General features: G+C 62.8%; 23 protein-coding genes. 7 read left to right on the top strand and 16 right to left on the bottom strand.

Annotated elements, in window-relative coordinates:
• Window positions 1-88: 88 nt before the first annotated feature.
• The 9 genes from RCI06_RS00575 to RCI06_RS00535 all read right to left on the bottom strand — a co-directional run bounded on the left by RCI06_RS00575 (window position 89) and on the right by RCI06_RS00535 (window position 8,793).
• Window positions 89-769: a V-type ATP synthase subunit D gene (locus RCI06_RS00575; protein WP_101550445.1), complete on the bottom strand. Its 681-nt coding sequence runs from the start codon at window positions 767-769 to the stop codon at window positions 89-91.
• Window positions 770-775: 6 nt separating this feature from the next.
• The gene (locus tag RCI06_RS00570; RefSeq protein ID WP_101550447.1) at window positions 776-2,155 is read right to left on the bottom strand and encodes a V-type ATP synthase subunit B; all 1,380 of its coding nucleotides are present in this window, start codon (window positions 2,153-2,155) and stop codon (window positions 776-778) included.
• Window positions 2,155-3,930: a V-type ATP synthase subunit A gene (locus tag RCI06_RS00565; RefSeq protein WP_306573586.1), complete on the bottom strand. Its 1,776-nt coding sequence runs from the start codon at window positions 3,928-3,930 to the stop codon at window positions 2,155-2,157. The genes RCI06_RS00570 and RCI06_RS00565 overlap by 1 nt, the downstream gene beginning before the upstream one ends.
• Window positions 3,931-4,009: 79 nt before the next feature.
• A complete protein-coding gene (locus RCI06_RS00560) occupies window positions 4,010-4,330 on the bottom strand; it encodes a V-type ATP synthase subunit F (RefSeq protein ID WP_101550451.1) in 321 nt (106 codons plus the stop codon).
• Window positions 4,323-5,294: a V-type ATPase subunit gene (locus RCI06_RS00555; protein ID WP_101550453.1), complete on the bottom strand. Its 972-nt coding sequence runs from the start codon at window positions 5,292-5,294 to the stop codon at window positions 4,323-4,325. Before RCI06_RS00555 ends, RCI06_RS00560 begins: the two co-directional genes overlap by 8 nt.
• A gap of 22 nt (window positions 5,295-5,316) precedes the next feature.
• On the bottom strand, window positions 5,317-5,901 hold the full coding sequence (locus RCI06_RS00550) for a V-type ATP synthase subunit E (RefSeq protein ID WP_276870273.1): 585 nt from the start codon (window positions 5,899-5,901) through the stop codon (window positions 5,317-5,319).
• A 46-nt stretch (window positions 5,902-5,947) separates the two neighbouring features.
• Window positions 5,948-6,430 (bottom strand): V-type ATP synthase subunit K, encoded by a 483-nt coding sequence (locus RCI06_RS00545; RefSeq protein WP_101550457.1) that lies wholly within the window; start codon window positions 6,428-6,430, stop codon window positions 5,948-5,950.
• Between the two features lies 1 nt (window position 6,431).
• Complete coding sequence (locus RCI06_RS00540; RefSeq protein ID WP_277138515.1) at window positions 6,432-8,444, bottom strand: V-type ATP synthase subunit I; 2,013 nt, start codon at window positions 8,442-8,444, stop codon at window positions 6,432-6,434.
• 40 nt (window positions 8,445-8,484) lie between these two features.
• On the bottom strand, window positions 8,485-8,793 hold the full coding sequence (locus tag RCI06_RS00535; RefSeq protein ID WP_172439202.1) for a hypothetical protein: 309 nt from the start codon (window positions 8,791-8,793) through the stop codon (window positions 8,485-8,487).
• 515 nt (window positions 8,794-9,308) lie between these two features.
• Between RCI06_RS00535 and RCI06_RS00530 the strand changes: the two genes are divergently transcribed.
• The 6 genes from RCI06_RS00530 to RCI06_RS00505 all read left to right on the top strand — a co-directional run bounded on the left by RCI06_RS00530 (window position 9,309) and on the right by RCI06_RS00505 (window position 16,366).
• A complete protein-coding gene (locus tag RCI06_RS00530) occupies window positions 9,309-10,928 on the top strand; it encodes a hypothetical protein (protein WP_276870269.1) in 1,620 nt (539 codons plus the stop codon).
• A 401-nt stretch (window positions 10,929-11,329) separates the two neighbouring features.
• Complete coding sequence (locus RCI06_RS00525) at window positions 11,330-13,012, top strand: efflux RND transporter periplasmic adaptor subunit (protein ID WP_276870267.1); 1,683 nt, start codon at window positions 11,330-11,332, stop codon at window positions 13,010-13,012.
• Between the two features lie 2 nt (window positions 13,013-13,014).
• The gene (locus tag RCI06_RS00520; RefSeq protein ID WP_276870264.1) at window positions 13,015-13,764 is read left to right on the top strand and encodes an ABC transporter ATP-binding protein; all 750 of its coding nucleotides are present in this window, start codon (window positions 13,015-13,017) and stop codon (window positions 13,762-13,764) included.
• A complete protein-coding gene (locus tag RCI06_RS00515; RefSeq protein ID WP_306573585.1) occupies window positions 13,751-15,034 on the top strand; it encodes an ABC transporter permease in 1,284 nt (427 codons plus the stop codon). Before RCI06_RS00520 ends, RCI06_RS00515 begins: the two co-directional genes overlap by 14 nt.
• A gap of 115 nt (window positions 15,035-15,149) precedes the next feature.
• On the top strand, window positions 15,150-16,088 hold the full coding sequence (gene fba, locus RCI06_RS00510; RefSeq protein WP_101550469.1) for a class II fructose-1,6-bisphosphate aldolase: 939 nt from the start codon (window positions 15,150-15,152) through the stop codon (window positions 16,086-16,088).
• A 98-nt stretch (window positions 16,089-16,186) separates the two neighbouring features.
• Window positions 16,187-16,366, top strand: a complete 180-nt coding sequence (locus tag RCI06_RS00505; RefSeq protein ID WP_101550471.1) for a hypothetical protein — start codon at window positions 16,187-16,189, stop codon at window positions 16,364-16,366.
• Between the two features lie 56 nt (window positions 16,367-16,422).
• Here the strand turns inward: RCI06_RS00505 and RCI06_RS00500 are convergent, their stop codons facing one another.
• Entirely contained in the window at window positions 16,423-16,596 is a 174-nt protein-coding gene (locus tag RCI06_RS00500) for a hypothetical protein (protein WP_172439204.1), read from the bottom strand.
• A gap of 104 nt (window positions 16,597-16,700) precedes the next feature.
• A complete protein-coding gene (locus tag RCI06_RS00495; RefSeq protein ID WP_306573584.1) occupies window positions 16,701-18,011 on the bottom strand; it encodes a cation:proton antiporter in 1,311 nt (436 codons plus the stop codon).
• A gap of 226 nt (window positions 18,012-18,237) precedes the next feature.
• On the opposite strand from RCI06_RS00495, the gene RCI06_RS00490 reads away from it, so the two are divergent.
• Window positions 18,238-19,344 carry a DUF362 domain-containing protein gene (locus tag RCI06_RS00490; RefSeq protein WP_101550475.1) on the top strand — a complete coding sequence of 369 codons (1,107 nt, stop codon included), beginning with the start codon at window positions 18,238-18,240 and terminating at the stop codon, window positions 19,342-19,344.
• A 65-nt stretch (window positions 19,345-19,409) separates the two neighbouring features.
• Here the strand turns inward: RCI06_RS00490 and RCI06_RS00485 are convergent, their stop codons facing one another.
• The 5 genes from RCI06_RS00485 to RCI06_RS00465 all read right to left on the bottom strand — a co-directional run bounded on the left by RCI06_RS00485 (window position 19,410) and on the right by RCI06_RS00465 (window position 24,423).
• Window positions 19,410-20,567 (bottom strand): ribose-phosphate pyrophosphokinase, encoded by a 1,158-nt coding sequence (locus tag RCI06_RS00485; protein WP_302822540.1) that lies wholly within the window; start codon window positions 20,565-20,567, stop codon window positions 19,410-19,412.
• 269 nt (window positions 20,568-20,836) lie between these two features.
• Entirely contained in the window at window positions 20,837-22,027 is a 1,191-nt protein-coding gene (locus RCI06_RS00480) for a coenzyme F420-0:L-glutamate ligase (protein ID WP_256151951.1), read from the bottom strand.
• 207 nt (window positions 22,028-22,234) lie between these two features.
• Window positions 22,235-22,414 carry a hypothetical protein gene (locus tag RCI06_RS00475; RefSeq protein ID WP_101550481.1) on the bottom strand — a complete coding sequence of 60 codons (180 nt, stop codon included), beginning with the start codon at window positions 22,412-22,414 and terminating at the stop codon, window positions 22,235-22,237.
• Between the two features lie 156 nt (window positions 22,415-22,570).
• Window positions 22,571-23,911 carry a DUF6179 domain-containing protein gene (locus RCI06_RS00470; RefSeq protein ID WP_302822543.1) on the bottom strand — a complete coding sequence of 447 codons (1,341 nt, stop codon included), beginning with the start codon at window positions 23,909-23,911 and terminating at the stop codon, window positions 22,571-22,573.
• Entirely contained in the window at window positions 23,890-24,423 is a 534-nt protein-coding gene (locus RCI06_RS00465) for a DUF6323 family protein (RefSeq protein ID WP_302822545.1), read from the bottom strand. Before RCI06_RS00465 ends, RCI06_RS00470 begins: the two co-directional genes overlap by 22 nt.
• Window positions 24,424-24,730 lie beyond the last annotated feature (307 nt).

The following is a 24,730-nucleotide window of genomic DNA, read 5'->3' as shown; positions in this document are numbered from 1 at the left end:
GCGGCAGCGCTGACCGTCCGCCGCCCGGGAGCCCGGCTGATCGAATGAGGATAAAAAAGGACCGCCTTACGGCGGTCCTTTTTGTGGTTTAGGATTGGGTATAGGCCTGGCCCGTGTGCTCCTTGTAGTGGTGCGCTTCCTCGAGCATCATGTCCTTGACCTTCATCAGGCGGATCTGGGTGCTGCGTTCGTTCTCGTCGAGCTTCATCGTGATGTACTTGATGTTTTCCCGCAGTTCGGGGATCACGACGTGTTCGAGCGCGTTGACGCGGCGGCGGGTCTTCTCGATCTCGGCCGCCATCAGCTGGCAGGACTTCTCCACCTCGGCCAGCCGCAGCAGGTCGGGCAGGATGTCCGAGAGGGACTTGATCGCGCCGTCGAGGTCGGAGGAGGTGAAGGCGAAGCCGTAGGAATAGATGTTGTTTTCGTCGCCCGAGCGGGTCTTGTACTCGAAGACGGGAATCTCGACGCTCATGACGTTGCGCTCCGACGCCTCGAGGTAAACCTCCTGCATCGGGGCCATCATCGCCACGTTGAGCACCTCGTCGTCCATGCCCGCGCGCGCCAGCACGAAATTCTTGTTGGCGGCGGCGATGCCCGCCTCCACGGTTTCGCGCAGGGCCTTGTTTTCCCGCACCAGCTCGAGGAACTGACGCATCAGCTCGTCGCGCTTATCCTTGAGGAGCTTGTGGCCGCGCGTGGCGGTGACCAGTTTTTTCTTGAGTCTGGTCAGCTCCATGCGGGTCGGGTTCACCTGTGTTTTTGCCACGGTGCATCACCCCTCCTGCTGGCCGTAATACTGATCGAGGAACTTGTCGTCGATACGTTTCAGCTCGCTGCGCGGCAGGATGCGCAGCAGCTTCCAGCCGATGTCGAGGGTCTCCTCGATGTCGCGGTTGGCGTCGTAGCCCTGCGAGACGTACTCCTGCTCGAACGCCTCCGCGAACTTGGCGTAGAGCTTGTCGATGTCGGTCAGCGCGGCCTCGCCGAGGATGACCATCAGCTCCTTCGCGTCCTTGCCGCGGGAATAAGCGGCGAAGAGCTGGTTCATCGTGTTCGCGTGGTCGGCGCGGGTCTTGCCGACGCCGATGCCCTTGTCCTTCAGTCGGGAGAGGGAGGGCAGCACGTCGATCGGCGGGGTGACGCCCTTGCGGTAGAGCTCGCGCGACAGGATGATCTGTCCCTCGGTGATGTAGCCGGTGAGGTCGGGGATCGGGTGGGTCTTGTCGTCCTCGGGCATCGTCAGGATGGGGATCATCGTGATCGAGCCGGTCTTGCCCTTCTGGCGTCCGGCGCGCTCGTAGAGGGAGGCGAGGTCGGTGTACATGTAGCCGGGATAGCCGCGGCGTCCGGGGACCTCCTTGCGGGCGGCCGAAACCTCGCGCAGTGCGTCGGCGTAGTTGGTGATGTCGGTGAGGATGACCAGCACGTGCATGTTCTTCTCGAACGCGAGGTACTCGGCCGCGGTCAGCGCCATGCGCGGGGTCGCGATGCGCTCGACGGCGGGGTCGTTCGCGAGGTTGATGAAGAGCACGGCGCGGTCGAGCGCGCCCGTCTCGCGGAAGGACTCGATGAAGAAGTTGGACTCCTCGAAGGTGATGCCCATCGCGGCGAAGACGACCGCGAACTGCTCGTCGGTGCCGCGCACCTTCGCCTGGCGCGCGATCTGGGCGGCCAGTTGGGCGTGGGGCAGGCCGGACGCCGAGAAGATGGGCAGCTTCTGGCCGCGGACGAGGGTGTTGAGCCCGTCGATCGCGGAGATGCCCGTCTGGATAAACTCCTGCGGGTAGCTGCGGGCCGCCGGGTTCATCGGCAGGCCGTTGATGTCCATGCGCTTCTCGGGCAGGATCTCCGGACCGCCGTCGATCGGACGGCCGAGGCCGTCGAAGACGCGGGAGAGCATATCCTCCGAGACGCCCAGCTCCATGCTGCGCCCGAGGAAGCGGACGCGGGAGTTGGAGAGGTTGATGCCGGTCGAGGACTCGAAGAGCTGGACCAGCGCGTCGCTGCCGTTGATCTCCAGCACCTTGCAGCGGCGCTTTTCGCCGCTGGCAAGCTCGATCTCGCCCAGCTCGTTGAAGGTGACGCCCTCCACGCCGCGGACCAGCATCAGGGGGCCTGCGACCTCCTGTATGGTACGATATTCCTTCGGCATTAGAACTCCTCCTTCTGTTTGGCCGCGAGCTCGGCGATCTCACTGGCGAGCTCCCGCTGGATCGACTCGTACTCCGGTCCGATCTGGTCGGGCAGGATGTACTTGAAGCGGCCGATCTGCTCGCGCACCGGCAGGTTGACGAGGGAATCGACCGGGATGCCCTTGGAGAGGCCCTCGACCGCCGCGTCGTAATAGTCGAGCACGAGCTTCATCATCGTGAATTGCTTGGGCAGCGGGGTGTAGGTGTCGACGTCGTGGAAGGAGTTCTGGTGCAGGAAGTCCTCACGGATCGACCGCGCGGCCTCCAGCTTGATGCGGTCGGGCGCGGACAGCGCGTCCATGCCGACGAGCTGGACGATCTCCTGCAGCTCCGATTCCTCCTGCAACAGCAGCATCATCCGCTGGCGCAGGGAGGACCACTCGGCCGCGACGTTCTCGTTGAACCATTTCTCGGTGGTATCAGTGTAAAGGGAATAGCTTGTCAGCCAGTTGATGGCGGGGAAGTGGCGCTGGTAGGCCAACTGGGCGTCGAGGCTCCAGAAGACCTTGACGATGCGCAGCGTCGCCTGCGAGACCGGCTCGGAGATGTCGCCGCCCGGAGGGGAAACGGCGCCGATTGCCGAAAGGGAGCCCTCGCGGCCCTCGGAACCGAGCGTGATGACGCGGCCGGCGCGCTCATAGAACTGCGCGAGGCGGCTGCCGAGGTAGGCGGGGTAGCCCTCCTCGCCGGGCATCTCCTCGAGTCGGCCGGACATCTCGCGCAGGGCTTCCGCCCAGCGGGAGGTCGAGTCGGCCATCAGCGCGACCGAGTAGCCCATGTCGCGGAAATATTCGGCGATCGTGATGCCGGTGTAGATTGACGCCTCGCGCGCCGCGACGGGCATATCCGACGTGTTCGCGATCAGCACGGTGCGCTCCATCAGGCTGCGGCCCGTTTTCGGGTCCTTCAGCTCGGGGAACTCGTTGAGCACGTCGGTCATCTCGTTGCCGCGCTCGCCGCAGCCGATGTAGACGACGATGTCCGCCTCTGCCCATTTCGCCAGCTGGTGCTGGATGACCGTCTTGCCCGAGCCGAACGGACCGGGGACGGCGGCCACGCCGCCCTTGGCGATGGGGAAGAGGGCATCGATGACGCGCTGGCCGGTGACCAGCGGCATGTCGGGGGAGAGTTTTTCCTTATAGGGGCGGCCGCGGCGGACCGGCCAGCGCTGCATCAGCGTCAGGGGCTGCTCGGTCCCGTTGGCCGTCTCGATGACGGCGACCGTCTCGGTGATGTTGTAGTCGCCCTCTTCTATCGATTTGATCGTGCCGACGACCCCCACGGGGACCATGATCCTGTGCAGGACGATCTCCGTCTCCTGCACGGTGCCGATCACGTCGCCCGCGACGATCGCGTCGCCCTGGCGGACGACGGGGGTGAAGTGCCATTTCTTCTCCCGGTCGAGGGAGGGGACTTCGACGCCGCGCGCGAGCGAGTTGCCGATCTTCGCGCGGATCTCCTCCAGCGGGCGCTGGATGCCGTCGTAGATATTCGAGATGAGGCCGGGGCCGAGCTCGACGCTCATCGGCACGCCGGTCGATTCCACCGGCTCGCCGGGGCCGAGGCCGGAGGTCTCCTCATAGACCTGGATCGACGCCTCGTCGCCGTGGATCTCGATGATCTCGCCGATGAGGCGCTGCCCGGAAACGCGCACCACGTCGAACATGTTGGCGTCGCGCATCCCCTCGGCGATGACCAGCGGGCCGGCCACCTTTTTGATCGTACCTTTGCTCATAGCTTGCTTTCACCTGCTCTATTCCGGTTTCGGAGGCCCCGCAGCGGCGGGGTCCGCGAAAGCCCTATTTTGCCGGCGGTCAGTTGCCGCCGAAGATGATGTCGGAGCCAACTGCCTGCTCCACCGATTTTTTCACGTTCCGGATGCCCATGCCGGTGTTCCCCGAGACGCCGGGGATGGGGATGATGGCGGGGAGGCGCTGGGCGCGGTAGCGGTCGATCTCCGTTTCGAGCTGGGCTGCGAGCGCCTCGGTGACGTAGACCACCGCGTAATCGCCCTCCGCGAGCCTGCGCAGCTGCTTTGCGGCCTCGACCGGGTCGGTGACCGGGAAGGTGTCCAGGCCGAGCGCCGCGAAACCGTAGATGCTGTCCCGGTCCCCCATGACTGCTGTCCTATACATACATCTCCCTGATCCTTTCCCGGATCGACGCCTCCGGCAAATCGTTGAGCTTGCCGGAGAGGATGATCCGCACGCACTTGATCTCGTTTTCCCGCCCGAGGATATAGGCGGCGAGCGGTCCGATGCCGAACGCCTGGAACTGCTGCGGGCGGATCGACTCGATGATCACGTTGTCGCACCACCGCTCGAACGCGGAGGGCGACTGCTCGAGCGCCGAGACGGCGGCCGCGTAGTCGGTCGTGGAGAGGTAGTCGCTGACCGCCTCGAGGCTGTCGGCGGCCGCGCGCGCGAGCTGGTAGACGTCGAGCGACCGGCAGGGCGCCAGCGCGCGGCGGATGAATTCGAGGGACTTGCCCGTCTTCTGGCAGCGCACGGCGGTCTTGATGTCCGCCGCCGCGACGGTGAGCTCGGCATATTTGGCGATCAGCTCACTGTCGCTCTCCCGCCCGGCGCGCTCGATCGCTTCGAGCGCGGCGCGGTCGATGACGATGTCGCAGAGCTGGCCGTCCCGGGTCTGGGAGAGGGCGGTATACGCCTCCTCGGCCGGGGCGCGCATCGCCTCGGGCAGCAGGCCGAATTCCTTCTGGCGCACGGCGTCGAGGATCGCGCGATAGTCGACCGTCCCATGTGAAATGAAGATGCCGAAGTCCTCTTCGCCGGTGCAGACCAGCTTGACCGCGGCCTTGAGATTGTGGTAGTCGTTGGCGTAGAGGAAGACGTCGAAGACCGACATGTCCTCCACCAGCTCCCCGATCAGGCTCCAGGTCTTCTCCCGCTCGGCCGCGAGCATGCGCTCAGCGCCGATTCCGGGCTCGCCGTCCCCCCAGCCGCGGTCGGCCAGCAGGCGCATGCACTCGTCGTAGCTTTTGGCCGCGAGCAGCTGTTCGATCGCCTGTGAGTTGAGGAGGGAGAGCTCCTTGGAGCGGATACGCGCAACGGCATAGGTATATAACGAATCGGACATTGCCTAACCTCCTTTGCGCGAATTAAGAGAAGAGCAGCTCCTGGACCCGGTCCTGCAAACGCTCGCGCGCCGCGTAAAAGAGCGCCTCGATCGAGCAGTTCTCCTCGATGCCGCCGTAGCTGAGCACGAAGCCGCCGTCGATGTCGCGGGTCTCCCGCGAGACGGTGAGCTTCCCGTTCGCGGATTTCGCGAGCGAGGTCTCGAAGCTGGCGGGCAGCCGCCCGAGGTCGGCGGGGGAGAAGAGCAGCTCGCCCTCCTGCGGGAGGGAAAACTTGCTGATCATCTTGAGGATCAGCGCGAAATAATCGGAATCGGGGAGCTTGTAGATCGACTGGCGGGCGCTTTCGATCGCTTCGCCGATGATCTCCTGCTTGGCGGCGAGCACCGCGCGGCGCTGCGCCAGTTCGGCGGCGGATCTCGCGGCGGCCAGATGGTTCTGCACGTCGGTTTTCGATTTGGCCAGGATCGCGCCGGACTGCGTCCGCGCGTCCTCCGCCGCCTTCGCGGCGAGCTGCCCGGCCTCCTCCTTCGCCTGTGCGGTGACCGCGTCCGCGGCCTGCTGCGCCTCGTCCCGAATCTGCTGTACAATTTTTTCTAGTCCGGTCATAGCAGAATTCTCCTTACTTTGAAAGTGCGGAACATTCCGCCGGGGATTACAGGCTCAGGCCGCCGACGCCGAAGATCGAGAGGATCGAAACGAGCAGGGCGAGGATCGCGTAGGTCTCGACCATCGCCGGGAAGATCATGGACTTACCGAACGTCTCGGGGCGTTTGCAGATCATGCTGATCGAGGCGACGGAGGCGCGCGCCTGACGGATCGCGGACCAGAGGCCGACGAACGCCATCGGCATGCAGGCGGCGAAATAGAGCAGGCCCTTGACGAGGGAGATGTTGGGGTCGCCGCCGAGGATGCCGATCTGGGTGAGGGTGATGAAGGCGATCAGCAGGCCGTAGATGCCCTGCGTACCGGGGAGAAGCTGAAGGATCAGGACTTTACCAAAGCGGTTGGGGTCTTCGGTGACCGCGCCAGCCGCGGCCTCGCCGGCCATGCCGACGCCGATCGCGGAACCGATCCCAGCCATCAAAGCGGCGAGGGCCGCACCAAGCAACGCAAAAGCAATTCCCAAAGAACTCATTTCAGATTTCCTCCTTAAATTTGTAATATTTCGTATGGGCGGCGAACGGCGTGAACGCACGGCCGCCCCCCTCATAGAACTTGCCGAAGAACTCGACAAACTGCAGGCGGTTGGTATGGACGTAGGCGCCCAGCAGGTTGATGCCGATGTTCAGCGTGTGCCCGATCAGGAATACGACGATGAACATGATCGCGCCGACGATGCCGCCGCCCGCCATGCTGCCCATCTTGTTGAAGACCTGCGCGATGACGCCGGTCGCGAGACCGAGCGCCAGCAGGCGGGAGTAGGAGAGGATGTCGCTGAGGTAGCCGGTGACGTTATAGGCGCTGTAAAGCCCCTGCGCCAGCCGCGCGAACGGGTTTTTGGAGTCCCGCCCGCCCGTCAGGATGATCCCGACGAGCCCTGCGAGCGCGCACCACGCCGCAACCGTCGCGGCGATCGGCGGAAGCTGGAAGGGGATGCCGAGCATCTCGGTGATCATCGGCATGGTCAGCAGATAGACGATGCCGCCGCCGACCAGCAGGTACCAGAACACGACGTCGCAGACCGCGTCGTAATATTTCCCCTCCCGCGCGTACTGGTAGAACTTGAGCCCCAGCCCGACGAAGAGGTGGATGATGCCGATGAGGAAGGAGAAGGTCAGCAGGCGGATGGGCTCGCTGACCGGCTCGAACCAGATGGGCCGCAGCGCCAGGTCGCTGTGGAAGAAGGTCGACGAGATGACCGCGACCGCGTCCCCGAAGAAGCTGCCGAACATGAATCCCCAGAAGGTGGTGGACAGCCCGCACCAGAAGAACATCTTGACCATCTTGCCGATGCCGGGCTCCATGTTCTTGTACTTGAGGATCACGACCGCGCAGGCGATCGTCATGACGAGGCCGTAGCCCGCGTCGGAAAGCATCATGCCGAAGAGGATGTAATAGAAGAAGGACATGATGGTCGTCGGGTCGATCTCGTGCCTGCCGGGGAGGCTGTAGCTCTCGACGACCGATTCGACCGGGGTGGAGAAAGGGTTGTTCTTGAGCACGACCGGCACGTCCTCGTCGGGGCCGGGAGCGGTGAGCTCGACGGCCACGTCGAATTTGGAGGAGAGCTCCTCGGAAAGCGGCCGGGCGTTCCGCGCGGTGACGTAGCCGGAGAGGATGAACGCCCGCCGCGACTGCATGAGCCGCCCGATAACGTCGTATTTTTCCGCCCGCAGCCGCAGGTAATCGGCCAGCAGCTTGAGGTCCGGGCGGTCGCCGCCGCGCGAGACAATCTCCGTCCGGGCGGCTTCGATCGCCTCGTTTGCCCGCGCGATCTCCGCTTCGAGCAGCTTTTTGCGCTCGGCGGGGCTCTCGGCGGGCGGGGAGGCGGGCCGGGTAAAGCCGATGGCGCGCAGCGCCTCGTCGACCGCGGCCGCCTCGGCGCGCGGGGCGACGATGAAGACGCAGGTCTGGTCCTGCGAATGGCTGACGAGATCGACGTTGACCGTCGCGTCGGGGGCCTGTCCGGCGATCCGGGAATAAACCTCGTCGAGGGAGAGGTCCTCGGGGAAGGAGCCGATAAACGCCGCCGTGGAGCGCGTCCCGGTGAACCGAAGCGGGACGTCGAGCCCGAGCCAGGGGACGAGCGCGTCGAGCTGGGTCTCGAGCTTGAGGATCTCCGCGCGGTTCTCCGCGATCTTTTTCGAGAGCGCGTTCAGGCGCAGCGCCTGTGCGAGCACGTCGTCGGCGCGTTCGCCGAACGCGGCGTACTCATCGGCGGTCAGCGGCCCGCGCCCCTCGAGCGAGGAAAGCAGGGAGGACTTGACGGGGGAATAGGCGTCGAGCACCTCCAGAGCCTGATTGACGGCGGAAAGGTCCTTCTCGAACTGAGACCGGACGGCGGAGGTGTCGGCTTTTTCAAAGACGCTGTCCTGCAGGGCCAGGTCGGAGATTTCGACGACGCCGCGCCGCTGCAGGGTTTCAAGAATGGATTTGCGGTCTTTTTTCAGCGCGCATATGCTGATGCGCTGCATCTGCAGCACCGCCATGAAACGGATGCCTCCTTTTTCATGAAATTGGGCAGGGGGATCAGATCAGCTCGGAGAGAATCAGGCGACGGACCTCGGCCCCCTTTGCATCCGCGCTGGCGCGCAGCGAAGCGATTTCCTTCTTGACGGATTCGAGCGCCTCGCTCTGCATGGCTTCGCCCTGTTGCTTTGCTTCGGCAAGCGCCGCGTCCGCCGCGGCTTTCGCCCCGGCGACCGCCTGGCCGACCGCTTCGGCGGCATCGGCTTTCGCGCGCGAGAGAATCTCCTCCCGTTGGCGTGCCGCCTCCTGTTCGATCTGTTCGGCTGCAAGCTCCGCTTCGCGGACAGCCCGAATGGTCTCCTGTTCCATAGTATCACCACCCACTTATCTGATTTTACTTGATCCGTGTATGGAAGGCCCCATGGCCGGGTAAACGTCGTTGGGATATCCTGTATAGTATACCGCCTTTTTTAGGAAGAATCAACAAAGCGCGGCCTGCTGGAGAAAAAATACGATAATTTTTTATTATCTTTCCACAAATTGGGCCGCTGGCACGCGATCGGGCATTTCCCAGCCCGTTGGCCACATTATTACAATAAAAAAGGAAAAAACATACTAATATTGTACTATATAAAGGCAACAGAATCAAGGTGTTATCGGAAGTAATTTTGTGAAAAATAATAATTTATTATTTTGCGGAAACACAATGGAAGAAAAAACCGTTTGGGGTTGAACGGGAAGGGAATCCGTAGTAAAATGGCGGTAGAAGGCGGCCCGCGTCAATCATAGCATGCCGCGCCGGGGCCGTAATTAGACAGATTTACCGGATTGTCGGAAAACGAGACGGTTTTCGCAATCTGTATGGACAGATCGGGGGAGACGGGATGATCAGAGGCCGACGCATAGGGTACCGGTGGCTGGCCGCCGTGCTGGCCCTGCTGTTCGTGTGCGCGGGGCCGCCCGCGTTCGCGGAGGATGCGGTTGAACCGGCCGTTTCTCCGACGGAAAAGACGCTGGAGGAGGGGAACAAGCTCGCGGATATCGCGTTCACTGCGAGGGACGGGAATGATACCGTGCGGGGTCGTTTTGCCTGGGCGCCCGAAGTCTCCTATGATCAATCTCTTACGCAAGCGGATTCCGGATCTTATACGGTCATCTTTACGCCGGAGCCTGCCGAGCAAAACGGGAAGGTTTATTCAGAAGCGCGGCAGGCGGTCGCCGTCACCGTTATGCCGAAGGAATCACCCGACCCCGCCTACGACACCGCGTCCGCGATTACCGACGCGGTCCGCGGCATCGCCGATCGGTCGGACGACGAGGTCCGCCGCATCGCCGAGGCGATGCGCGCGCTCAGCCGCCGCGAGCAGGACAGGCTCTCCCGGTCGACGCTCGAAAAGCTCGACGCGGAGTACTGCAAGCGCTTCGGGTACATCCATGAGACGACGGTCGACGTGCGCGACGACGGCGTTTCAAGCAACCGCATCCCGCGCGGTTCCCACGCCTACGGCGTGGCGGCCGCCACCGGGGGGAACCGCACGGTGAAGCTCTACCAGCAGAAGCCGTCGGGCAGCTCGGTGCTCCAGTTTGAACTGGAGGTGGACGGCGGCTCCGCCTCGCTGCCCGCGCCGATCGTCGTATACGTCGCGCTTCCCGGCAATATCAGCGGTTCCCGCGATTATTACCTGAAAAGCACGGACGGGGAGATCTCCGCGAGCGTTTCGCGCGATTATCTCGCCTTTGCGACCAGCACCCTCGGCCGGTTCCGCCTCTACCGGGAGCGCTCCTCCGGCCGGGACGACGATGACGATGATGACGACGACCGCTACCGCTATCGATCCCGGAACACCGGCCGGGATTACGTCGTCACCTCCTTTTGGGAGTCGGTGATCGACGCGGTCCACGACGCGAAGGAGGGCGACCGCCTGCGCGTCAACATCGGCGCCCGCACCGAGATCCCCGCCGACCTGCTGCGGGAACTGAAAGGCCGCCGTGTCATGCTGGTGCTGAGCCCCTCGCGCGGGGACAGCGTTACGATCCGGGGGGAGGAGGTCGTCTCCATCCCCGTTTCGCGCGACTACTACACGATGAACAACCTGCTTTCCCTCTATGAGCGGGGGGACCGCTTCGACGATCCGCCCGCCTCCGGTGAGGCGGCTCCCGCCGTTCCGGCGGCGCCCCCCGTGGCCCGGCCGCCGGCGGCTTACGTCCCGGCCGCGCCCGTCTACGCGCCTCCGGCCGCGTCTTCCGCCCCGGCGGGATCTGCCGTGAGCGTGCCCGAGCCCCCTGAGGAGGAGCCGCTTCCGGACGTGGAGGTCGCGGCGGAGGAGGACGACCCGCCCGCATCCTCCGAGGAGGAACCCGCCAAGCCGCAGGAGCCGACCGGCGGCGAGGAGAACCCCTTCGGGCTGGCGTTATTCGCGGCGGCCGCGGTGGCGGCGGCGGCCCTGCTCTCCTGCGTGCTGACGCTCGCCATCTGGGGAGCGCGGCGCAGGAGGGGAAGATAGGCGAAAACAGTTGACTTTCCGCAAGTTTGTGCTATATTGAAGACAGAGTCCGGGGTCCGGAATTTAGAATGACATCTTCACACCCTCACCCCCTATAGCATGGAGCGGTCCGCGCATCTGCGCGGGCCGCTCCGCTTTTTGTGTGAAAAAGTAAGAGAATTGTAAGAAAACTGTTGCAAAATCAGTAAGAACCGTCCGGTATGCTCTTTTTGTGTGAAATAGATGTTGACATTTTTTTAGCAATACTGTATTATTGTACCGTTATGTTAATACAATAGGCGGAAATAATTTCACATGTCTGAATCCAAACGGCGGGGAATGTCGTTTGTATCAACGGAGTTTCATGGTAGCCGGGCGGGCGTCCGGCGGAAAAAGATTCTTGAACGAAGGAGTTATGAGGAATGCTTGGGATAAAAAAGAAAAATCCGGAATCTGCCGCGGCGGGCGCGGAACAGGAGGCGCCGAATTCGACCGCCGGGGTGAATCAGGACATCGCACGCTTCACCAAGCGCAAATCCCATAAGAAGCGGATTGCCATCGCAGTGGTGGCGGTCGTGGTGGTCGGCGCGATCGGATGGAAGTTTCTGTTCGCGAGCGCGCCGGTGATGGCTCCGGTCATGTCCACCGCCTTGCAGAAGACCGAGCTGGTCAACAGCATCAGCCTGACCGGCACAGTGGAAAGCGCGGAGGCTTCCTATGTACATACGACCCTCAACAGCACGGTGAACACCGTTGCGGTAAAGGTCGGGGACCACGTGGAGGCGGGCGACCTGCTCGCCCAGCTCGACACCTCCGATCTCGAGCTGTCGATCGCGGAACAGCAGGCGGTCATCAGCAAGATTTCCCGCCAGAACCAGTACGCGATGGAAAACGCGCAGAAGAAGCTCGAGGATGCCAAGAGCGACATCTCCAACAACGTGGACGCGGAGCTGATCGCGGCGGAGAACGCCCTGCGCAGTGCGCAGCAGAACCTGAACGATGCGCGCCGCGACCTCAACGAGCACAAGGATGACCTCGATTATGCAGACGAGGTGATGAACAACCTCGAAAAGAAGCTCAACCGCGCACGGGACGCTTATCAGGACGCTGAAAAGGAATATAACATTGCAGTCCGTCCTGACAGCGGAAAGACGGAAGAAGAAATCAAGAAATTGCATGACATCCTTGACACCAAAGAAAAAGAGTACGAGGACCTGCTCTCGGAATGGAATAAGAACGATACCGAGTACGGCGGTTCTTTGAGCAGCTACAGCAAGGAGTACCGCTCCGCGCGTATCGCTTATGAGAACGCGCTCGCCAACAAAAACGCGATTGAAAACAGCGTCAACCGCAATCTCGACAACCTCGAAACCAGCATCAAGGGGCAGGAGATCGACGGCGACCTCACCTCCCAGCAGATCTCGCTCAAAAAGCTGCAAAAGGATCTCAGCGAGTCGACGGTTACCGCTCCGATCTCCGGCACGGTGACGGCGGTCTACGCCAAGGAGGGGGTCCCGGCGGCGGGGCTGCTCTTCGTGGTCGAGAACACCGACGACCTGGTCATCAAGACCGCACTCAAGGAGTACGACGTCGCGACGGTCCAGGAGGGGATGCCCACCGAGATCAAGTCGGACGCGACCGGCGAGGAGGTCTTCGAGGGGACGGTCGGGCGCATCTACCCGACGGCGGTCAAGGCGTCGGACGGCTCCACCAGGACGGACGGCGGCGTTGAGTTTGAGACGGAGGTCTCGATCAACGATCCGGCTTCCACCGGGCTGCGCGTCGGCATGAACGTCCGCCTCAACATCGTCACGCAGAAGAAGGAGAACGTCTGGGCTGTCCCGTTTGAGGCGGTGGGCACCGATGCGCAGGGCCAGAGCGTGGTCTATGTCGCCAAACCGAACGAGGAGGGCGCGATGATCGCGACCGCCGTTCCCGTGACCACCGGCATGGAGACCGACTTCTACCTCGAAATTTCTTCCGACGGCCTTGCGGACGGCGACCAGGTGCTCTCCGATGCGAGCACGGTCATTCCCGGCATGCCCGTCACGCTGGCGGCCGGCATGGGCGGCGCGGCTCCCGCGGGCGCCGTGATGGAGGGCTGAGCATGAGCGACGAAAAACTTGCCTGGAGCCCCATGCCGGACGGCAGCCTGATCATTGACATGCAGGGGATCTACAAGCGCTTTTACATCGGCCAGCCCAATGAGCTGGAAATCCTCAAGGGCATCGACCTGCAGGTCGGCCGCGGGGAATTCGTTTCGATCGTCGGCGCTTCCGGTTCCGGCAAGTCGACGCTGATGAACATCATCGGCGCGCTCGACCGGCCGACCGAAGGAAGCTACACCCTCGACGGGGTGCCGATGCGCGACGTGCCCGACAACATGCTTTCGGAGATCCGCAACTGCAAGATCGGGTTCGTCTTCCAGACCTTCAACCTCATCCCGCGCACCTCGGCGCTGCGCAACGTCGAGCTTCCGATGCTCTATTCGGGCATGGGCGCTTCGGCCCGCAGCCGCCGCGCGAAGGAACTGCTCGACATCGTCGGCATGGCGGACCGGATGAAGCACCAGCCCAGCGAGCTGTCGGGCGGACAGAAACAGCGCGTGGCCATCGCGCGCGCGATGGCCAACGATCCGGCGATCATCCTCGCGGACGAGCCGACCGGCGCGCTCGACACCCAGACGGGCCATATGGTCATGGACCTCTTTCACCGCCTGCACCGGGAGGAGGGGAAAACGATCGTGCTGATCACCCACAACCCCGAGCTTGCCGCCGAAACCGAACGGATCGTTACGATCAGCGACGGGCGGATCATCCGTACCGAGAAAGGGGGGATGCCGCGTGCAGCTGTTTGAAAACATTTCCCTGGCGGTCGCGGGCCTGCGCGCCAACAAGATGCGCGCGCTACTCACAATGCTCGGCATCATCATCGGCATCGGTTCGGTCATCACGATCGTTACCGTCGGCGACGCGATGACCAATTCGGTCACCGCCGTCTTCAACGACATGGGCGCGAATTCCTTTCAGCTCTTCCTGTCCGACAAACCGGATGAAAACGGGGCTTTAAATTATAACCGCAGCTATGAAGCGGAAGACTATTTGAATGACGACATCCTCAGCCTCTACACAGAACGGTTTGCCGACGAGATCGAAAACTGGGCCGTCACCGTCAACGCGGGCAACGGCCGGGCGCAGGTGGGCCGCCGCCAGACCGACGCATGGGTTTACGGCGTCAACGCCGATGCCCTGGGCATCCAGAACATCACCCCGATCGCCGGGCACGACCTCAACGACCGGGAGGTCAGCGGGGAAAAGTACGTGGCGGTGGTCTCCAAGGGCATGCTTGAGAAGCTGATGCCCGGCGTCTCCCCGCAGCAGGCGCTTGGGCAGGAAATTAAAGTGCGGCTCACCGCGGGGCTCTATACCTTCAACGTCGTGGGGGTCTATGACTACCAGATCTCCGGCATGATGGCGAGCATGGCGGGGGACACCAGCCGGCAGATGTTTATCCCCGTGGGGGTGGCCAAGCAGATCGCCAAGGACGGCGGCGCGGAGGCCAAGAACGTCGACGGCTACTATGTCGTGCAGGTCAAGGCGAAAGCGGGCGTGGACGTGCAGGACTTCGCGGACCGTTCCACGGAGTATATCAACCGCTCCTTCTACCGGGACAACAAATATGTGAAAATCGAGTCCCAGAACATGGACAGCATGATCGGCCAGATGACGGCCACCCTGGGCACGATGAAGATGGCGGTTTCGGTCATCGCGGCAATCTCCCTGCTGGTGGGCGGCATCGGCGTCATGAACATCATGCTCGTGTCGGTGACCGAGCGGACCCGCGAGATCGGCACCCGCAAGGCGCTCGGCGCCAAGAACAGCGCCATCCGCGTGCAGTTCATCGTCGAATCGATGATCATCTGCCTGATCGGCGGCGTCATCGGCGTTTTGCTCGGAACCACGCTCGGACGGCTCGGTTCGGTGGTGCTCGGCGCGCCGAGCTGGCCCTCGCCGGTCGTCGTGCTGGTGGCCGTCACCTTCTCGATGGCGATCGGCGTCTTCTTCGGATATTATCCCGCGAACAAGGCGGCGAAGCTCGACCCGATCGAGGCGCTGCGCTACGAATAAAACTTACCAAAAAGGACGGGCAAAAGCCCGTCCTTTTTGGAATTGCGCCGGTCGGACAACATGGTATAATAGAGATGTTCAGGCAACCCGATATTTTGGAAGGAGCTGTTTTTTTATGCCGTTGGTCACTACCACCGAAATGTTCAAGAAAGCCTATGAGGGCGGATACGCGGTCGGCGCGTTCAACGTCAACAACATGGAGATCGTCCAGGGGATCACCGAGGCCGCTTCCGAGCTGAAAGCGCCGGTCATCCTTCAGGTTTCAGCGGGTGCGCGCAAATACGCCAAGCACGCCTACCTGGTCAAGCTGGTCGAGGCCGCCGTGGTCGACTGCCCCGAAATCCCCATCGCGCTGCACCTCGATCACGGCGCGGATTTTGAGATCTGCAAATCCTGCATCGACGGCGGGTTCACCTCGGTCATGATCGACGGCAGCTCCCGCGCCTTCGAGGACAACATCGCCGAGACCCGCAAGGTCGTCGAATACGCCCACGCGCGCGGCGTCGTGGTCGAGGCCGAGCTGGGCAAGCTCGCCGGCATCGAGGACGCCGTCAACGTCGCGGCGGACGACGCGCAGTTCACCAACCCCGCCGAGGTCGAGGAGTTCGTCAGCAAGACGGGCGTCGACTCGCTGGCCATCGCCATCGGCACCAGCCACGGCGCTTTCAAGTTTAAACCCGGCCAGAAGCCGCAGCTGCGCTTCGACATCCTCGAAGAGGTCAGCCGCCGCCTGCCCGGCTTCCCGATCGTCCTGCACGGCGCTTCCTCCGTTCCGCAGGACCTCGTAAAGGTCATCAACCAGTTCGGCGGCGCGATGCCCGACGCGATCGGCATCCCCGAGGAGATGCTGCGCCAGGCGGCCACGATGGCGGTCTGCAAGATCAACATCGATTCGGACGTGCGCGTGGCGATGACCGCCGCCATCCGCAAGTACATGGCGGAGAACCCCAGCCACTTCGACCCGCGCCAGTACCTGACCCCGGCGCGCACCGCGGTCAAGGAGATGGTCTCCCACAAGATCACCGAAGTGCTCGGCTGCGCCGGAAAGGCGTAAGCGGTTTTCACCCGGAAAAGCCCGGCGGACGGCGTCCGCCGGGCTTTTTTGCGTCAGGGCGCGCCCGGCGCGCATAGGATGGGGCAGGAGGTGAGCGCATGGCTTCGTACTATTACGGTCCGCGCCCGGTCCAGACCCCGATGCGGCACCACGGGCGCAACTGGCCGACCAATATCAATACCCCCGGCGTGCACGCCTTTCAGAGGGGGCCGCGGAGCATCTTTGAGGAGCAGGAGTATTTCCGCACCGATCCATACGGCCGCCCGCTGCCCCGCTGAGGGAAAGGAAGCGGCGGGGCGCCCGCCCCGCCGCTTTGATCTATGGAAAGCCGGCGCTACCCTTCGGCCATCATCCGCTGGGCGAACCGGCGCATGTCCTCGATCGAGTGGATCTCGCCGGCATGCTCGTTGATCGCGAGCTTCACCTCCAGCGGGAGCGCGTCGAAATAGCCGGCCATCGTCACGTCCGCGCCGAACCCGAACGAAAAGAAGTTCGGATAATCCTGCATGAAAATCACCTCCGCAGATAGCTTGCGCGGAATTTGCGATTCCATGTGAGCAATTTCTGGATAGGAAAAAGGCCGGGCGCATGCCCGGCCTTTTTTGTCAGCTGTTATTTTTTTGAGGCGGTTTCGCGCTCTTCGCGCCGCTTGCCCTTTTCGCGGAGGTTGTCGTTGATGTCGATCATCCGCTGCACCGCGAGATCGAAGTCCTTGATCTCCTCGTACTGCTCGACGAGCGGGCTGGTGGCGAGATCGCTGTAGGTTTTCTCCTTTTCGCGGTAGACCAGCTTGAGCAGGACCGGCGTGACGATGGTCGTCACGACCACCATGATCACGACCGGGCCGAAGAAGTCCTGCTTCATCAGTCCGGAGGAGATCCCCTTGTTCGCGACGATGAGCGCGACCTCTCCGCGGGAGATCATGCCCACGCCGATGCGCCTGCACTCCTCATTGGAATAGCGGCAGAGCTTCGCGCCGAGCCCGCAGCCGACCACCTTGGAGACGATCGACCAGAGCACGAGCAGGACGGAGAAGAAAACGATCGCCGTGCTCATCTGCGGCAGGACCACCTTGGTGCCGATGCTTGCGAAGAAGATGGGGGAGAGCAGCATGTAGGATACCGTCTCAAAGCGGGTGGCGACATAGGTGACCTTGGTGGTGTTGGAGATGATGAGCCCGGCGATGTAGGCGCCGGTGATGTCCGCCACGCCGAAAAACCGTTCGGCCGCAAAGGCGTAGAGCAGGCAGAAGGCGAAGGAGATCACCGCGTAGCGGCGCTTGTCGTCGTGCCCGGTCATCCATTTTTCGATCAGCTTGTGCAGCAGGACGCCGACGGCGAGGCTCAGCGCGAAGAACGCGACGATCTTGACGAGCACGGCCACGATGTTGACGCTCGGGTCGGAGACGCTCGTGATAAGGGTCAGCGCGATGATGCCGAGGATGTCGTCGATGAGAGCCGCGCCGAGGATCGCGTTGCCGGAACGGGTGGAGAGCTTGCCCATCTCCTTGAGCGTTTCCACGGTGATGCTCACGGAGGTCGCCGTCAGGATGACGCCGATGAAGAGGTTCTGCAAAAAATTTTCGCCGCCGCGGTTGAAGAACCAGGAAAGCAGGAATCCGCCGGCGAGCGGGACGAGCACGCCGCACAGCGCGATGACGAAGGAGGCGCGCCCCGACCGCTTGAGCTCGGCGATGTCGGTTTCAAGCCCGGCGGTGAACATCAGGACGATGACGCCGATCTCGGCGCACTGGTCCAGGAAGGCGGTTTCATGCAGGACGCCGAGCATGGCGGGGCCGAGCACCAGCCCCGCGAGCAGGGCGCCGACCACCTGCGGCATGGCGATCCGCTTGGTCAGGATGCCGAGCAGCTTGGTGCTCAGCAGGATGATTGCCACGCTGAATAAAAAATTGTAGGATTCCACGGGAATCCCCTCCCTTCCACAAGAGCCCTCCCGGGCGATTTTTAAAAAACATCACCCAGTATAGTCCTTGCGGAGGCAATTTGCAACATGAAATCTGGTCAAGAAATGTATAACATCGCGGATGAATTTGGCTAATTTGTCGATGAATTGCGGAAGCCCTCTTTTCATCGCGCGCCGGATATGTTATAGTGTGATAAGAAAAATATGGAAGGGAAGAAAAGGCTGAATGAAACCCTCAAAGGTCTATTATACCAATCTGCACACCACGCTTGAGGAGAACCTGCTGCAAAAGCTCCGCAGGCTCGTCAAGGCCGCGGGGATCGATTCGATCGATTTCAAGAACAAATACACGGCGATCAAGATCCACTTCGGGGAGCCGGGCAACCTCGCGTTCCTGCGCCCGAACTTCTCCAAGGTGATCGCGGACATCGTCAGGGAAAACGGCGGCAAGCCGTTTTTGACCGACTGCAACACCCTATATGTCGGGCGGCGCAAGAACGCGCTCGACCACATCGAGGCGGCCTATGAAAACGGCTACACCCCCTTTTCGACCGGTTGCCAGATTTTGATCGGGGACGGGCTCAAGGGCACCGACGAGCAGATCGTCCCGATCGACGGGGAATATGTGAAGGAGGCGAAGATCGGCCGCGCGGTGATGGACGCGGACATCGTCATCAGCCTCACCCACTTCAAGGCGCACGAGTGCACCGGAATCGGCGGCGCGATCAAAAACCTCGGCATGGGCTGCGGTTCCCGCGCGGGCAAGATGGAAATGCACTCGGCGGGCAAGCCGTTCGTCGACCGGAGCCTCTGCGTCAGCTGCGGCATGTGCTTTAAGAACTGCGCGCACGGCGCGATCTCCTTCCCCGGAAAAAAGGCGCAGATCGACCACGACAAGTGCGTCGGCTGCGGGCGCTGCATCGGCGTCTGCCCGGCCGACGCGGTGCAGGCCGCGCAGGACGAGGCGTTCGACATCCTCAACAGGAAGATGTCCGAGTACGCTTGGGCGGTCGTCAAGGACCGTCCGGGCTTCCACGTCAGCCTGGTGCTCGACGTGTCCCCCTTCTGCGACTGCCACCCTGAAAACGACGTGCCGATCGTGCCCGATGTGGGCATCTTCGCCTCCTTCGACCCGGTGGCGCTCGACACCGCCTGCGCCGACGCGGTCAACGGGCAGCCGGTCCTTCCCGACAGCCTGCTTGCCAGGCGGGGCGCGGAAGAAAAGGACCACTTCCATGCGCTGCACCCCGACACCAACTGGCGGGTCGGCATCGAGCAGGCCGTCAAAATGGGGATGGGAAGCGCGGAATACGAGCTGGTCGAGATCGAATAACAGGAAAAAGCCTCCCGCATACTGCGGGAGGCTTTTATTGTTTCGTGAAGCCGGGGAGGCCGCCGTCACTGGGCGCGGTAGCCGCGCTTGAGAAGCAGCTGGCGGATTTTCTCGTGCGGGTCGATGATTGCGCTGACCGACATGTCGTGGTTGATCGCGGCGATGAAGTAGGCGATATACTTGGAGACGTCGACCTCGTGGAACCACTCGCGCGAGAGCAGCTCGGGGGAACGGTAGGTGAGGTTGGTGCCGAACACGCCGGAGAGGAGCCCCTCCTCGTAGGCCCGGTCGAACTCGTCGAGGCCGTTGGTAAAGATCGCGTAGGTGGCGTAGGCGAAGATGCGGGAAGCGTTGCGCTTTTTCAGCTCGCGCGCGACCTCGAGCATCGACTCGCCCGACGAGATGATGTCGTCCGCAATGAAGACGTCCTTGCCCTCGAGGGAGTTGCCGAGATACTCGTGCGCCACGATGGGGTTGCGGCCGTTGACGACGCGGGCGTAGTCGCGGCGCTTGTAGAACATGCCCAGGTCGATGCCGAGCACGGAGGCGTAGTACATGTTGCGGCTCATCGCGCCCTCATCGGGGCTGACGACCATCAGGTGCTCACGGTCGAGCCGGATGTCCGGGATGCTGCGCAGCAGGCATTTGAGGACCTGGTAGGAGGGGGAGACGTTGTCGAAGCCCATGAGGGGGACCGCGTTCTGCACGCGCGGGTCGTGCGCGTCGAAGGTGACGATGTTGGAGACGCCCATGTTCTGGAGCTCCTGGAGCGCCACGGCGCAGTCGAGCGACTCCCGGTAGTTGCGGCGGTGCTGGCGGCTGCCGTAGAGCATCGGCATGATGACCGTGATGCGGTGCGCCTTGCCGCTGGCGGCCTGGATCAGCCGCTTCAGGTCCTGAAAATGGTCGTCGGGGGACATGGAGTTCTGGTGTCCGAAGATGTTATAGCTGCAGCTGTAGTTGCCGACGTCCACGATGAAGAAGAGGTCGTCCCCGCGGATGGTCGACTTGATAAGGCCCTTGCCGTCGCCGGAGGAAAAACGGGGACATTCGCTTTCGACGATGTAGCTTTCCTTGTAAAGGGGGCTGCCCTCCGCCCATTTCACGAGGTGCGCGTCGATCTTCTCGGTCAGCTCGCGCGCGCCGGTCAGGCTGATCAGCCCAAGTTCCGCCACCCGGTCACCCGACCGGAAGATGTCTTCCGCATCAATCTGCCCTGCCATTCATAACGCTCCTTTTCGTTCCGCGGTCCCCAAAGGGACCGCCGATCCTTATCTGCGGCCCGGATTATGCAAAATCGGGTCGAAAAAATACAATTTGATTATACATGATCGTTTCAGGATTGTATACGCTTTTCATCCCCGAATCTAAAAAATGGGTAATATCTACAAATTTCGATCTCTGCTCGGGAGAGATTTGTCCGTTGCCGTCATGCGCCGCTTTAAAGGAAGAAAAAGGCCGGGACCGCACGCGCGGTCCCGGCCGGTTTTTTCTAGTCGGCGAAATTGTCGAAATATCCCTGGATGAGGACGATGGGCGTGCCCTTGTCTCCGCTGCCGCTCGTCAGGTCGCACAGGCTGCCGATCAGGTCGGTCAGGCGGCGGGGGGTGGTGCCCTGCGTCTCCATCGTGCCCTTGAGGTCGGCCTTTTTGTTGCGGATGTACTCGGAGACGGCCTGCTTGAGCTCGCTGCCCGAGAGGTCGCGGAACTGGTTGTCCGCGAGGTATTTGAGCTTGACCTCGTTGGGCAGGCCGCTGAGCCCCTCGGTGAATCCGGGGCTGACGACCGGGTCCGCGAGCTCCCAGATCTTGCCCACCGGGTCGCGGAAGGCGCCGTCGCCGTAGACGAGCGCCTCGATCTGCCTGCCGGTCGCCTCGCTCAGCTTGCGCTGCAGGTCGTGCGCGAAGGCGGCGCAGTCACGCGGGAAGAGCTTGACGCGGCTCTCGGTCGACTTGTTGCTGCCGAGCAGGCCGTAATCGGCGTTGAAGCCGCTTCCGTTGACGGGGGCGGAGAGAATGTCGTCGAGGCCGTAGACCGTCTCGGCGCCCGCCGCGCGCAGAAGGCGCTTGGTGCGCTCGCGGGTGTGGATGTCGCAGCAGAGGACGTGCTTCGTATGGTCGAGGACGGCGGTGGGACGGTTTGCAAAGAGGATTTCCACGTCGGCCCCCTCCTCGCGGATGAGGGAGGCGTAGTATTCGACGTAGTCCACGCCGGTGAACAGGTGCTTATTCTCCCCGAAGAGCGCGCGGTAGCGCTTCTCATCGAGCACGTCGGCCCACGGGTTGACCCCGGCGGCTTCGAGCTTTTCCTCCGAAACGAGGGTGTTGCCCACCTCGTCGCTCGGATAGCTGAACATCAGCACGATCTTTTTCGCGCCGCGTGCGATGCCGCGCAGGCAGATGGCGAACCGGTTGCGGCTGAGGATGGGGAAGATCACGCCGATGGGGTGGTCGCCGAATTTGGAGCGGACGTCCTCCGCGATGTCGTCGGTGGAGGCGTAGTTGCCCTGCGCCTTGGCGACGACCGCCTCGGTCACGCCCACGACGTCGCGGTCGTGGAAGGAAAAGCCCTCGCTTGCGGCGGCTTCGAGCACGGAATCGGTGACGATCTGCGCGAGGTCGTCCCCCGGCCGGATAATCGGGGCGCGCACGCCCCGGACAGTGGTACCGATCATTCTTGACATGAGTGAATCCCTCCGATGGCGGCTGATCCGCCGGTTTGCACGCCGGAACGGCGCGGCGGCCCTCCCTGCGGGAAGGCCGTACCTTAATCCCCATTATACAGGAATTCGCCGTAAGATACAATGATTCTGCAAAAAAGCGGAAAAAAATTTGCGCCTCCCGCCAAAAAAACAAAAAGGACGGAATCAACCGTCCTTTTCAGCGGCCCGTCAGGGCTCCACCTGCACCACGCTGAATTCTTCGCCGCAAAAATCCGACTTTCTGAAGTAACGCCTGGCCATATTGGTGGTGGAGAAGGGCTTGGCAAGCGCGATATCGTTCAGAAGAATCCGCGTGTTGAAGAGATAGCGGCTGTCGCCCTGCCGTTGGATCCGGATGACGTAATGCATCGCCTGACACTTCCTTTCCTCCATTTTGTGCGCAGAGCAGGAGTGTCAGTATAGCACGCTTTGGATTCCAGAACAAGTAATATCAGGGAAATTTCAGCGTATTATGTAAAATTCGGAAGTCCGATTGTCGCAAAAAAGACAAAAACGCCCGCCGGTTCAACCGGCGAGCGTTTTGGACAGGGCGCGGATGCGTTCCCGGCAATCAGCGCCGAGCCGGTTGAACCAATCGGCGAACGCCTCCTGCCATTCGATTTCGTCGAGCGGGCGCAGCGCCCCCTCCTCCCACACCGCCCGGATCCGGCCGAGCAGCAGGGCGGCGGTCGCCTCGTCAAAAAAGGAAAAAATTTCCGCGTATTCGTCGTCGAAGACGCACCCCGCGCCGAGCAGGTCGCAGAGGTCGTCGAGGCTGCGCAGCTCCTCCCGGATGATCCGCGCCTTGCGCGCGGCATCGTCGCAGAGGAGCACCTCGTCGGCGACGGCGCTGAACGCGTCGTTGTCGAGGCGTTCCCCGTCGATGAAGAGGAGCGGCGCGTCCTCCTCCGCGACGACAGCGAAGGGGGTGAGCGCGCCGCCCGCGCGGTTGACTTCCCCGGCGAAGCGCGCGGCCCCCTCGCGGATATAATCGTTGAGGCGGGCGTTTTCAAAGGCGCAGGAATCGATCAGGCCTTCCGCGGTCCGCAGCAGCAGCGCCGCGCGCTGTTCGGGGGCGAGGGGGCGCAGCCGCTCCTCCAGCCCGGCGCGTTCCCCGGCGCCGAGCGCCGCGTCCTCCCGGCCGAGCAGGCGGGCGAGCAGCAGGTTTTGGAGCGTGATCGTAAAGAGGTTCACATAGGCCTCGGCGGGGGAGGTGCGGTTTTGGCGCGCCCAGCCGCGCAGCAGGCCGTCCAGCACCGGCGCGAACCGGCCGCAGAAGCGGTTCTCCAGCGCGAGCGACTCGAGCCGCTCGCGCACGCCGAAGATCCCGCTCTCGGAGACCTCCCGCGCGAGCGGGTACTCGGTGAGCACGACGAAGTCGCCCGGGTGCCTGCGAACCTTCCAGTCCCGCAGGTACCGGGGGAAGGTGACGTCGAGCAAAATCCGGTAGCCCTCGTTGACGGTGGGGGTGCGGGTCGCGCGCACCCGGGAGAGCAGGCCTTCGCAGGCGCGCTCCTCCCGGTCCAGAAGCCCGGTCCCCATCCGGTAGAGCGCGTCCATCGAGTGTTCCCGGAGCAGCGCGAGGCTCTCCTGCGGGGTCGGAGCGTGTTTGAGCGCCACGTCGATGCAGTAGCCGATATCGTCCATCAGCTGGTCGGCGGTCTCCGCGGGGACGGAGCTGCTCTCGCCGCGCGTAATCTCCTCGATCTGCGACCGGAGGAGCCCCAGCAGCCCCTCCTGCATCGCAGCCAGCGCGCGTTCGTCCAGCAGGCCCGCGTCCGCCGCCCGCCGCATGAGCGAGGCGGTGTAGACGCCGTAATCGATCCCGTCGAGCGGGGTTCCGCTTAAAAGCGAACGGTTCTCCACTGTTCGTCCTCCTCCACCGCGTAATCGCCGGCCTCCCCGACGGGCTTGTCCGTTTCAAGGGGCGCCTCGACGCTGCCGTAGGCGCGTACGTTGCGCGCCATCGTTTCCATGTCGCGTCCCGCGAGCAGTTCGAGCGAACCCTCGCAGTCGCCGTCAAAGCACTGCTTCATCACGGCGATCAGCTCGTCGTCGGGCAGGGAATCGAGCGTGTCGTTTTTGAGGTAGTAGAAGAGCTCGGTCAGCGCGCAGAGGGTGTCGGCATAGTTCTGCCCGTCGACGTAGGCGGAATCGCAGAACGCTTCGGCGAGCTTTTCGAGCACGCCGGGGCCCACCTCGATGCGGCGGCTGTTTTTAAGCGCGTCGGTCCGTACCTTGAGCAGCGCGACGGCATCTTCGTGGGTCAGCGACAGGCCGTAGGGGCGGGTGAGGTCGTTGAGTCGAAGCAGTTCGTCGGCGTCGCGGCGGATCAGCGCGTCGTCCTGCCGGCTGAGTAGGGAGAGAAGTCCGCTCATGCCATTCAGCTCCTTTTACAGATTGGTACTTGACAAAACCCGGGAAATGTGCTATAGTGTAGAAGGAAAAATTTATAATTTTTCAGAAAAATCCAACAAAAATTATCATAACACAAGCCGGGCGGGATGTCAAGCAGCCGTCCGGCTGTTTTTATCGCCTTTTGGGCCGGATATCTGCCGGGCGGAAGGGCCGCAAACTGAAGAAGCGGCGCCTCCCCCCGAGGCGGCGCGTCGTGGTTGGGGGGGGGATCATTAGTGGTTGGTCCGGGGGGGGGGGGTGTAGTTTGTGAGGATAAATTAGAAAACC

It is taken from the genome of Anaerotruncus massiliensis (ex Togo et al. 2026) (assembly GCF_030825285.1).
GTDB lineage: Bacteria > Bacillota > Clostridia > Oscillospirales > Ruminococcaceae > Anaerotruncus > Anaerotruncus massiliensis.
The sequence above is the reverse complement of the archived record's forward strand: the minus strand, read 5'-3'. Positions and strand labels throughout refer to the sequence as shown.